We start from the raw sequence: 10,870 nt of genomic DNA on the forward strand, positions 1-10,870 counted from the left end.
GACGCGCCGGCCGGGCCGCTGCCGGCGAGGACGGCGTCCGTGCCCGTGGTGTCCGGTGCGGCGAGTGCCGGGCGGGCGGGGGCGGTGAGCGGGGCCGTGTGCCCCGCGTGGGCCGCTTGTCCTGCGTGTCCCGCGTGGGCCGGGTCCGCGGCGCCGTCGGACGAAACGATTCCGCCCGGGCCGCCGTCCCCCGTCCCACGCCCCGTCGGAACGACCGGTGGGGCCGGTGCGGGCGGTGCGGGCGCCGGCTCGGCGGCCGCCTGTCCGCGGGGGAGACCGCGGAGTTCCTCACCGCGCAGGATGGCCAGCTCCAGGCCCTGGAGCTGCGGGCCGGGATCGACCCCCAGCTCGTCGCGGAGCCGGCCGCGGATCCGGCGGTACTCGGCCAGCGCCTCGTTCTGCCGGCCCGACCCGTACAGGGCCCGCATCAGCTGCGCGGACAGCCCCTCGTGCTGGGGATGGGCGCCGGTGGCCTCCCAGAGGTCCACCAGGACCTCGCTGCACCGGCCCTGCGCCAGCTGGATCTCGCAGACGCGTTCCAGGACGCGCAGCCGCTGCTCGGCCAGCCGGGGCACCTCGTCCCGGTGCAGCAGCTCCGAGGGCACGTTGGCGAGGAGCGGGCCGCGCCACAGCCCGAGGGCCGTGCGCAGCATGGGCAGTTCGGACTCCCCGGCGCCGGCCGCCTCGGCCGCCAGACGGCGGAAGTGCAGCAGGTCCAGGCTCTCGGCGTCGGCCGACAGGCGGTAGCCGCCGGCGACCGCGACCACCAGCCGTTCCGCGATGCCGTACCGGGCGAGCAGGCGGCGCAGCCGGAGCACGCAGCTCTGCAGCGCGGACTTCGCGGTGGCCGGCTGCTTCCCCCCCCAGACCGCTTCCAGGAGCCGGTCCGTGGGGACCACCTCGCCGGGCCGCAGCAGCAGCGCCGCGAGCAGGGACGTCGGTTTCGCCGGTGGCAGGACCACCACGTCACACCCGTCCGTCACACTCAGCGGGCCGAGCAACTGAAAACGCACAGCCTTCCCCCGTTGACCCTCGAACCTCTGCCGCATCCGGCCGGCATCCGCACCCCGCCGGGCTGCGGTGGTCCTGCCACCGTGCCCGACCCACCGGGGAGCGGTGGCTCACTCGTGCTCCGGTTTCCGCCCCGGGCAGGGGAGAGGAGGAGCAGTTGTGAAGTGGTTGCGTGTATACGCCTTCGTTCTTGTGGCAGTCGTGAGTGTCTACCGGCGTAGAACGGGGGTCAAGGGGTGGTCACACAATCACTTGTGGACGAGTTCCGGCCACTGACGAAACGTCAACTTCGTGTGGCACCACCATATTTACAGGTGGGCGACCCTGACGGGCGGCCCGTCCGGGGGTGCCGGGGACGCCCCCGGCGTGTGAAAAGCGGACGCGTCCCGGACCGGGTGTTCGCCGCCCCGTACCGGGACGTTCACCGCCGCGCCGCCGGACCCGGGAAGCGCACTCCGCCGGCCCCGGGCAGCCGCCTCCGCTTCCGCGGGCGGCCCGCGTCCGGGCACGCCGGACACCCGGCCCGCCCCCGCCTCCATCGGAGACGGCGCGAACCGGGTGTCACCGCACCGCTGGACTCAGGCGGAGCAGGAGGTGGTGCTGCAGGTGGAGCTGGACGTCGAGGTGGAGCTGGTGCTGGTGCAGCCGGCCAGCACGACCTCGCTGGCGTCCGAGTAGTCGGAGATCTCGAAGGTCTCGGCCTCGAGCTCGAGGATCTCGTCGGCGAGGGTGCTCAGGTTCTTGTCCATGACGTCTCCCGGTGGGGTCGGGGCGGACCACCGTCGCCGGGGCCGCCGTGGCGTGCTTACGTCACCCATTGCAGCGGCCCCCGCTGACCGTTCGGCATGCCTCCCGCTGTCATACCGCTGGCACACGGCGCCAGCGGCACCGCCCGCGGCGCGAAGGGGACGGGGCGCGGTGGCCCCGCCTCACGTCCGCCGTTCCGCCGGACGCACGGCCCGGTAGTACAGGTCCAGGCACATGAGCAGTTCGGTCCGCTCCACGCCCGGCAGGGTTCTGATCTCGGAGTCGATCAGTCGCATGACGTCCTGGGCGTCACGGCAGACGGCCTCGGCGAAGATGTCGAAGCGGCCGGCGCAGGCCACGACATAGGTGATGGACGGGATCTTGGTGAGGAGCTGGGCGAGGGCTTCGATGCCCTGGCCCGGGCGGCAGCGGACGGCCACCCAGACCTGCATCCCGAAGCCGAGGCTGCGCGGGTTGGCGATGGCGGTGATGCGCAGGACGCGGTCGCCGATCATGCGGGTGACGCGCTTGCGGACCTGGGACTCGGAGATGCCCACCGTCTCCGCGATGCCCTGGAAGGGGAGCCGGCCGTCCAGGCTGAGTTCCCCGATGATCTGCCGGTCGGTGGCGTCGAGCGACGCGGTCTGCGGGCTGTCGCCGTCCTCCGTCCGCTCCGGCGCCGCCTTGTCCTGGGCGACGTCCCAGGCCGGTTCCTGGTAGTGGAGCTGGAGGTAGGGGAAGACCTCGGCCGATCCGACGCCCGGTGTCCTGGCCAGGGTGTCGTGGACGACGGTCAGCAGCTCCGCCGTGTCACGGCACAGCACCTCCACCAGCGCGTCGTAACGGCCCGTGGTGATCACGGCGTAGTCGACGGCGGGCAGCTCCGCGAGGGAGTTCATCAGCGGTTTGACGGCCTGTGTGCCGTCGAAGCAGAGGCCGACCAGGGCCATCACCGGGAAGCCGAGGAGGGCGGGGTCGGCGACCGCCGTGATCTGGATGACGTTGTCGTCGAGGAGCTGGTTGACCTTGCGGCGGACCGTCTTCTCCGGCACGTCCAGCTCGCGCGCCATGCCGGCGAAGGACCGGCGTCCGTCGGCCTGGAGGAGGCGGATCAGCCGGCGGTCGAGTTCCGTGAGCCGCGCGTCCACCTCGTCCTGGCCGGGCAGCGGCAGCGAGCCGTCGAGAAAGCCGGAGACGAGGTGGGAGGGGCCGCGCATGGCAGTCATCGTATCGGTGCGGCCTCGTGGACGAGGCGCCCGGCGAGATACACCTCGTCGACGCGGACGTCGGGCAGTTCGTCCACCGGGCAGGCGAAGGGGTCGCGGTCCAGGACGACGACGTCCGCGTGCTTGCCCGCCTCCAGCGAGCCGTAGCGGTCGCCCTCGCCGAGGGTCCGGGCTGCGTTGATGGTGTGCATGCGCAGGGCCTCGGCGAGGGTGACCTCCTGGTCGGAGTCGAGGATCTCACCCAGAAACGACTGGCGGCGCAGGGTGCACCAGATGCTGAAGAACGGGTTCGTCGCGCGCTCCTCGGAGCCGATCCAGACGTCCGAGCTGCCGGTGATCGGCCAGCCCTCGTCCAGCAGGCGCCGGAACGGGAAGCGGCCGAGCCGGCCGTAGTCGCCGAGGTAGGCGGGGAAGAAGTCGCCGAAGGTGTAGAGGAAGACCGGCTGCGGGACGGGGATGATGCCCGCCTTGCGCCACAGCGCGGTCGCCGCCGGGTCCGGAAGGAAGTTGCCGGCGTGCTCGACGCGGGGAGCGGGGACCCCGGCGGGGGCGCCGCCCGCGGCGGCGACGGCCTCGCAGACCTCTTCCTGTGCGCGGTCGCCGTTGGCGTGGACGGCGAGCTGGAGGCCCGCCTCCGCGGTACGGCGCAGCGCCTCAGCGATCTGACCGGGGCTCAGGGCCACCTCGCCGCAGTGGTGGTGGCCGGCGTGGCCGTCGTTGACGTAGGGCTGTTTGACGGCGGCGCCGGCGGCGGAGTAGCCGCCGTCGGCGAACATCTTGACGCCGTGGACGCGCAGCAGCTCCTCGGGGGTCTTGAGGTCCAGCCACTCGCGGTGGGCGCACGCCTCCTCCAGGGAGACCGTGCCGGGGGCCCAGAGGTAGACCCGCAGCCGGGCGCCCAGCTCGCCGTCCTGGTGCAGGCGGTCCATGGCCCGCAGTCCGTCCACCGACTCGGAGATCTCACCGATGGTGGTCACTCCGTGGGCCGTGAACAGCTCGCGCACGCCGCGCCCGATGGCGCGGTGCAGCGCGTCTCCGGAGAGCCGGGGGAGCGGCAGGAGGTTGTCCATCTCCTTGACGACGCCGGTGGGTTCCCCGGTCTCGTCCCGCAGGACCGTGGGCAGTCCGGTGATGCTGTAGTCGGCCTCGCGGTAGTCGCGGTCGATGCCGGCCAGCTCCAGGCCGCGGCTGTTGAGGACGGTGATGTGGCCGCCGGCGCGTACGGCGATGGCCACCTCCGTGCTGACCGAGTCGAGTTCGGCGCGGGTCGGCAGGCGCTTGTCGGCGAGCTTCTGGTCGAAGAAGAGGTTGGCCTGGCCGACCAGCCAGCCGCCGACCGCTTCGCCGAGGTGGGCGCGGAGTGTGGCGAGGACGTCGGCGACGGAGCCGCAGCGCGGCGCCCGGCAGTCGACGGTCTGGTAGTGCGTACGGGCGGCGACCTCCATGTGGGCGTGGACGTCGACGAAGCCCGGCATGAGGGGGCGCCCGCCGACGTCGTGCACCCGGGTGCCGGGGCCGATGTGGGCGCCGGCGTCGGCCTTGGGGCCGGTGGCGACGACGACCCCGTCCCGTACGGCGACGAAGCCGGGGCCCATCTGCTCGCCCTCGGCCATCCGGATCACCTTGTCCGAGATCAGGACGAGTTCCGCGGTGCCCTCGCTCATGTACGCCTCCTCGATGGTCCGCCCGACGGGGCTGTGGTTGAAGCCGGAACGTAATCGCGCGCTCTGCTGCATGTCAATGACTGATTCGACCCGCAGAGTCGTTTCGCATAACGAAATCGACCCTTGACAGTGCATCCGATGACTGATTCTGTTCGAGCACCGCGAAGTGTGCGGCCTTTCCGCCACCGCTCGCCCGGTGATCTCCCACGGCATCGCCGTGCCGGACACCGCGTCCGGACATCCGCACCCGTCACCTCTGCATGGAGGCCCCATGTCATCGCCCACCCGTCACGCCGAAATCGCCGGCGGCGGCCTCGCCGGCCTGACCACGGCAACCGCCCTGGCCCAGCGCGGCTGGAGCGTGCGCCTGCACGAGCGCGGCCGTGAGCTGCGCGAGATCGGCGCCGGCATCTTCATGTGGGAGAACGCCCTGCGCGTCCTCGAGGAGATCGGCGCCTTCGACGAAGCCGTCCACCGCGCCGAACGCATCGACAGCTGGCGGCTCTACGACGAGCGGCAACGCCGGCTCCAGGACGACTGGATGAAGGGCGGCGACACCCGCCTGTTCACCGTGCTGCGGCCCGACCTGCACCGGGCGCTCGCCAACGCGGCCACCGAGGCCGGGGTCGAGATCGTCACCGACTCGCTGGTCGCGGGCGCCAACCCCGACGGGGAGCTGATCCTGGAGAACGGCAAGGTCCTCAAGGCCGACCTCGTCGTCGGCGCGGACGGCGTCGGCTCGCCCGTGCGCAACTCCGTCGGCCTGAACCTCGTCGTCCGCGACCTGGAGGACGGCTGCATGCGCAGCCTCATCCCCAGGCTGCCGCACGACCCCGTCGACAACGCCCTGGAGTACTGGAACGGCGGCCGGCGCGTGGGCGTCGTCCCCGTCACCCCCGACCAGGTCTACATCTACACCTGCTGCCCCTCCAGCGACCTCCCCGGGCGCGAGCGGCCGTTCAACAAGGAGTCCTGGACCGAGTCGTTCCCCCACCTGCGGAGCATCTTCGACCGCATCCCGGACGTCTCCCGCTGGGCCTCGTTCTCCGACGTCCGCTGCCACCGCTGGGTCAACGGGCACGTCGCCCTCGTCGGCGACGCCGCCAGCGCCATGTCGCCCAACCTCGGACAGGCCGCCTGCCTGGCCATGACCAACGGCTACGGACTCGCCCTGATGCTTCAGGGCCAAACCGACGTGCCCAGCGGGCTGCTCGCCTGGGAGGCGCGCCAGCGTCCGGTCACGGACGCGACCCAGCGCTTCTCCCGGCTGTACGGCCGCGTCGGCACCCGCTGGCCGCGCCCCGTCGCCGACGTCCGCTCCGCCCTGGTCTGGGCGGCCGGACGGTCCAAGCGCTGGCAGGCGCGGGTCAACGTCGCCGCACACCAGGGCGCCGAGTCCGTCCGCCCGAGCCTGCGCCGGGCCGGCTGACCCACCCGTACGGACAGGGCGCCGCACCGCTCGCGGCGCCCCTCCCGCCGAGCACCACCCACCCCCACAGAACCAAGGACCCCTTGAGCATCATGCACACAGCAGGAGGAAACCGTAATGGCACACAACCCCTCGGGTGCCTTGATGGACGGTGTGGAAAGGCGGTCGATCGACCACGTCCCCTCCACTGAACGCCACGGCAAGGCCTGGCACCAGGGCCCGTTCTGGCTGACCGGCGGCTTCATGCTGCCGTCCATGCTGATCGGCTTCCTCGGCCCGTCCATGGGGCTGGGCATGGGCTGGTCGCTGATCGCCGTCATCTCCGGCATGGCCTTCGGCACGCTCTTCATGGCTCTGCACGCCAACCAGGGCCCCCGCCTCGGCCTCCCCCAGATGATCCAGTCGCGCGCCCAGTTCGGCTCGCGCGGAGCGATCTTCCCGTTGGCCATGGCCGTCTTCATCTACATCGGCTACAACGTCTTCCAGATGGTGCTGGCCGGCGACGCGCTGTCGATGTTCCTGCCCGGCCAGAAGATCTGGTACGTCGTCCTCGCGGTGGTGGCGGTCGTGATCGCCGTCGTCGGGCACGACCTCCTGCACACCGTGCAGCGCTACTTCAGCTACCTCACCATGACGATCTTCGCGGTCGTCACCGTCGCGGCCGTCCTGCACTACCCGATGGGCGACGTGGCTCCCGTCGCCACCGGATTCTCCGGCGCCGCCTTCCTCGCCCAGTTCGCCGCGGCGGGCGGCTACCAGATCAGCTACGGCATCTACGTCTCCGACTACTCCCGCTACCTCCCCGAGAACATCCCGGACGGCAAGCTGATCGGCTGGACGTTCCTCGGCGGATTCACCGGCGCCGCCTGGCTCGGCAGCCTCGGCGCGATCTTCGCCTCCCATGTCCCGGCGCCGGACGCGCTGCGCCAGTTGTACCTGGTCGGTGACACCGTCTTCCCCGGCTTCGGCGCGGTGGCGGTCCTGGCCACCCTGCCGGCGCTGATCGGCACCTCCGGCGTCAACGCCTACGGAGCGATGCTCAGCGCCACCACGGTCCTGGACGGCATCAGGCGCGTGAACCCCACCCTGCGGCTCCGCGTCGTCGGCGTGTGCGCGGTGGGCGCGGTGGGACTGGGCATCACCCTGAGCATGCCCGCCGCCTACATGGACAGCTTCCACACCTTCATCGCCGTCATGTGCTACCTGCTGGTGCCGTGGACCGCCGTCAACCTCGTGGACTTCTACGTGGTCCGGCGCGGCCGTTACGCCATCGGCGACATCATCGACCCGCACGGCTCCTACGGCCACTGGGCCTGGCGCGGGCTGACCGCCTACTTCGGCGGCTTCGTGTCCATGATCCCCTTCGTCACCCTCAGCTTCTACACGGGTCCGGTGACGCAGGCCCTCGGCGGCGCCGACCTCGCGTTCGTCGTCGGACTCCTGGTCTCCGGGGTGCTCTACTACGTCCTCGCCCGAGGCGTCGAGCAGCACGATGCCGCCCTGCCCGCCGAGGAGGTGCGTGTCCCCGCGTGGTGACGCGCGCCCCGCGCCCGGCCCGTGCGGGGGCCGGGCGCGGCCATCGCCCCCGGCTGCCGCTCGTGCCCGGCAGGTGGCGCGGGCATTCCTTTCCGGCTGTCACGCCTGGTCACTATGCTCACTTCATGCCGGAGGCCGGAAGCGACGTCCCGGATTCTCCCCGGGGGTGATCGTGGCTGATTGCCCGGACTGAAGCACCTCGGAGGTAGTCGTGGAATGCAAGGAAGACACGCGGCGGGACCTTCGCACGTGTTGAGAGAGGTCACCGCCACCCGCTACCTCACGCACCTGCGGGAGGGAGGTTCCGTGCCGGGGGTCGTCGAGGCCGACGACCTCGGGACGTACGTCGTGAAGTTCACCGCGTCCGCGCAGGGCCGCAAGGCGCTGGTCGCCGAGGTGATCGTCGGGGAGCTGGCGCGGGCCCTCGGGCTGCGGTTCCCGGAGCTGGTGCTGGTGCACTTCGACCCGGCGATCGCCGCCGGCGAGCCGCACCAGGAGGTGCGGGAGCTGCACGCGGCCAGCGCCGGGGTCAATCTCGGCATGGACTTCCTGCCGGGCGCGCGGGACCTCACCCCCGAGGTGGCGGAGGTCTTCCCGGTCGATCCGCTGGAGGCCGGCCGGATCGTCTGGCTCGACGCGCTCACCGTGAACGTCGACCGCACCGTGCACAGCTCCAACCTGATGATCTGGCCGACCCTGGGCACCGTGCCGCCGCGCCTGTGGCTCATCGACCACGGTGCCGCGCTGGTCTTCCACCACCGCTGGGAGGGGCTCGACCCGCGCCGGCGCTACGACTTCCGGCACCACGCCCTGGGCTCCTACGGCCCCGACGTCCGGGCCGCCGACGCCGAGCTCGCGCACCGGGTGACCGAGGAGCTGCTGCGTTCCGTCGTGGCCCGGGTGCCCGACGCCTGGCTGGCCGACGAGCCCGGCTTCGCCACCCCGGACGCGGCCCGGGACGCCTACGTCGGCCACCTCCTCGCGCGGGCCCGGGCCTCCGCGGAGTGGCTGCCCACCGACTTCCCCGACGCCGAGGAGCTCGCCGCGGAGAACGCCCGGCGCGCCGACCGCACCCGCCGGGGCCGCCCGGACTGGCTCAAGCAGGTGCCCGACCTGCACGGCAAGCCGGCGGCCCGGCAGGACTGGTCGGCGCACCTGCGGTGAGGCCGGTCAGCCCCTGAGCTGCTGGTAGGCGGGCAGGGTGAGGAACTCGGTGTAGTCCTCGTCGAGGGCGACCCGCAGCAGCAGGTCGTGGGCCTGCTGCCAGGAGCCCGCGGCGAAGGCCTCCTCGCCCGCCTCGGTCCGGATGTCCGCCAGCTCGTCGGCGGCGACCTTGCGGACCAGTTCGGCGGTGACCCGTTCACCGTTGTCGAGGACGACGCCCGCGTTGATCCACTGCCAGATCTGGGAGCGGGAGATCTCCGCGGTCGCCGCGTCCTCCATCAGGTTGAAGATGGCCACCGCGCCGAGCCCGCGCAGCCACGCCTCGATGTAGCGGATGCCGACCTGGACGGCGTTGACGAGCCCGGCGTACGTGGGCCGCGCCTCCAGGGAGTCGACGGCGATGAGGTCCTCGGCGCGCACGTCGACGTCCTCGCGCAGCCGGTCCTTCTGGTGCGGCCGGTCGCCGAGCACCCGGTCGAAGGACTCCAGGGCGATGGGCACCAGGTCGGGGTGGGCGACCCAGGAGCCGTCGAAGCCGTCGCCGGCCTCCCGGTCCTTGTCGGCCCGCACCTTCTCGAAGGCCACCTTGTTGACCTCCGGGTCCCGGCGGGACGGGATGAACGCGGCCATGCCGCCGATCGCGTGCGCGCCGCGCCGGTGGCAGGTGCGCACCAGCAGTTCGGTGTAGGCGCGCATGAACGGGGCGGTCATGGTCACCGCGTTGCGGTCCGGCAGCACGAACCGGGGGCCCGCGTCACGGAAGTTCTTGATGATGGAGAACAGGTAGTCCCAGCGGCCGGCGTTCAGCCCGGAGGCGTGGTCGCGCAGTTCGTAGAGGATCTCGTCCATCTCGTAGGCGGCCGTGATGGTCTCGATGAGGACGGTGGCGCGGACCGTGCCCTGCGGGATGCCGAGGTGGTCCTGGGCGAAGACGAACACCTCGTTCCACAGGCGGGCCTCCAGGTGCGACTCGGTCTTCGGCAGGTAGAAGTACGGCCCCTTGCCGAGGTCGAGCAGCCGCCGGGCGTTGTGGAAGAAGTACAGGCCGAAGTCCACCAGCGCGCCCGGCACCGGGGTGCCGTCCGCGTCGGTGAGGTGGCGCTCGTCCAGGTGCCAGCCGCGCGGGCGCACGACGACCGTCGCCAGCTCCTCCGCCGGGCGCAGCGCGTAGGACTTGCCGGAGACCGGGTCGGTGAAGTCGATGGTCCGGGTGAAGGCCGCGGTCAGGTTCAGCTGGCCGGTGATCACGTTCTCCCACGTGGGGGCGGACGCGTCCTCGAAGTCGGCGAGCCAGACCCGCGCACCGGAGTTGAGCGCGTTGATGGTCATCTTGCGGTCGGTGGGCCCGGTGATCTCCACCCGGCGGTCGTTCAGGGCCTCGGGGGCCGGGGCGACCCGCCAGGAGTCGTCCGCGCGGATGTGGGCCGTCTCCGGCAGGAAGTCCAGGGTGGCGGTGCGGGCGATCTCGGCGCGGCGCTCCGCGCGGCGGGCCAGGAGTTCGTCACGCCGGGGGGTGAACCGCCGGTGCAGCTCGGCCACGAAGGCGAGCGCGGCCTCGGTGAGGACCTCCTCCTGCCGGGGCAGCTCCGGGGCGTCGACGACGGCCAGCGGGGACGGCGCTGGTGCGGACATGTGCTGTCACTTCCTTCGCGAGCGTGGCACCGGGTGCCGGGCGACCCGGGTGGGGCGGGAAACGCCCGCACAACGCGCCGGACGCTTCTGAGCAGTGGATAGTAGTTTCCTCATGGTGGAAGTTCAATGTTTTGTTGACGTCCGGCCCGTCCGGCGGGGCGGGGCATGGCTCTCCGTGCCATCCCGCTCACTCAAGGTGCGCCAGATCCGCCTCGGTGTCGATGTCGTACGCCTCCGCCACGTCCCCGCACTCGACCAGGGCGACGTCGCCGGCGTGCCGCCGCAGGTAGGCGCGCGCCCCCTGGTCGCCGGTCGCGCTCGCGGCGACGCCCGCCCAGTGCGCGGCGCCGAACAGCACCGGATGGCCGCGCACACCGTCGTAGGAGGCCGCGGCCAGCGACCGGCCGGCGCGGTGCGCGGCCAGCACCCGGGCCACCGCCTCCGGCCCGATACCCGGCTGG

9 protein-coding genes are annotated in these 10,870 nt (G+C 72.1%); 3 read left to right on the forward strand and 6 right to left on the reverse strand.

Annotated features, from left to right (window positions below):
- The 4 genes from G3I53_RS12065 to G3I53_RS12080 all read right to left on the reverse strand — a co-directional run.
- Positions 1 to 1,013, reverse strand: a 1,013-nt coding sequence (locus G3I53_RS12065) for an AfsR/SARP family transcriptional regulator (RefSeq protein WP_164438325.1), incomplete at its 3' end; no start/stop codon positions are given.
- 576 nt (positions 1,014 to 1,589) lie between these two features.
- Positions 1,590 to 1,760: a thiazolylpeptide-type bacteriocin gene (locus G3I53_RS12070; RefSeq protein WP_103543201.1), complete on the reverse strand. Its 171-nt coding sequence runs from the start codon at positions 1,758 to 1,760 to the stop codon at positions 1,590 to 1,592.
- Between the two features lie 180 nt (positions 1,761 to 1,940).
- Positions 1,941 to 2,975 carry an AsnC family transcriptional regulator gene (locus G3I53_RS12075; RefSeq protein WP_164332489.1) on the reverse strand — a complete coding sequence of 345 codons (1,035 nt, stop codon included), beginning with the start codon at positions 2,973 to 2,975 and terminating at the stop codon, positions 1,941 to 1,943.
- 5 nt (positions 2,976 to 2,980) lie between these two features.
- Positions 2,981 to 4,720, reverse strand: coding sequence for an amidohydrolase family protein (locus G3I53_RS12080; RefSeq protein WP_239063814.1), 1,740 nt, complete (start codon positions 4,718 to 4,720; stop codon positions 2,981 to 2,983).
- Positions 4,721 to 4,919: 199 nt separating this feature from the next.
- Between G3I53_RS12080 and G3I53_RS12085 the strand changes: the two genes are divergently transcribed.
- From G3I53_RS12085 to G3I53_RS12095, 3 genes are all read left to right on the forward strand, one after another.
- A complete protein-coding gene (locus G3I53_RS12085) occupies positions 4,920 to 6,077 on the forward strand; it encodes an NAD(P)/FAD-dependent oxidoreductase (RefSeq protein ID WP_164332488.1) in 1,158 nt (385 codons plus the stop codon).
- Between the two features lie 117 nt (positions 6,078 to 6,194).
- Positions 6,195 to 7,613, forward strand: a complete 1,419-nt coding sequence (locus G3I53_RS12090; RefSeq protein WP_239063815.1) for a cytosine permease — start codon at positions 6,195 to 6,197, stop codon at positions 7,611 to 7,613.
- Between the two features lie 249 nt (positions 7,614 to 7,862).
- Positions 7,863 to 8,777 (forward strand): HipA family kinase, encoded by a 915-nt coding sequence (locus G3I53_RS12095; RefSeq protein WP_164332487.1) that lies wholly within the window; start codon positions 7,863 to 7,865, stop codon positions 8,775 to 8,777.
- Positions 8,778 to 8,783: 6 nt separating this feature from the next.
- Here the strand turns inward: G3I53_RS12095 and aceB are convergent, their stop codons facing one another.
- Entirely contained in the window at positions 8,784 to 10,409 is a 1,626-nt protein-coding gene (gene aceB / locus G3I53_RS12100) for a malate synthase A (RefSeq protein ID WP_164332486.1), read from the reverse strand.
- A 187-nt stretch (positions 10,410 to 10,596) separates the two neighbouring features.
- Positions 10,597 to 10,870 (reverse strand): NTP transferase domain-containing protein (locus G3I53_RS12105; RefSeq protein WP_164438326.1); only part of this gene is annotated, 274 nt, incomplete at its 5' end.

Origin of the sequence: Streptomyces sp. SID14436, assembly GCF_010548465.1 — a bacterium.
GTDB lineage: Bacteria > Actinomycetota > Actinomycetes > Streptomycetales > Streptomycetaceae > Streptomyces.

Excerpts from the sequence above, each read along its gene's own strand:
- G3I53_RS12090 (WP_239063815.1), top strand. The coding sequence starts at position 6,195 with ATGGCACACAACCCCTCGGGTGCCTTGATGGACGGTGTGGAAAGGCGG.
- G3I53_RS12075 (WP_164332489.1), bottom strand. The coding sequence starts at position 2,975 with ATGCGCGGCCCCTCCCACCTCGTCTCCGGCTTTCTCGACGGCTCGCTG.
- G3I53_RS12070 (WP_103543201.1), bottom strand. The coding sequence starts at position 1,760 with ATGGACAAGAACCTGAGCACCCTCGCCGACGAGATCCTCGAGCTCGAG.
- G3I53_RS12080 (WP_239063814.1), bottom strand. The coding sequence starts at position 4,720 with ATGCAGCAGAGCGCGCGATTACGTTCCGGCTTCAACCACAGCCCCGTC.
- G3I53_RS12085 (WP_164332488.1), top strand. The coding sequence starts at position 4,920 with ATGTCATCGCCCACCCGTCACGCCGAAATCGCCGGCGGCGGCCTCGCC.
- aceB (WP_164332486.1), bottom strand. The coding sequence starts at position 10,409 with ATGTCCGCACCAGCGCCGTCCCCGCTGGCCGTCGTCGACGCCCCGGAG.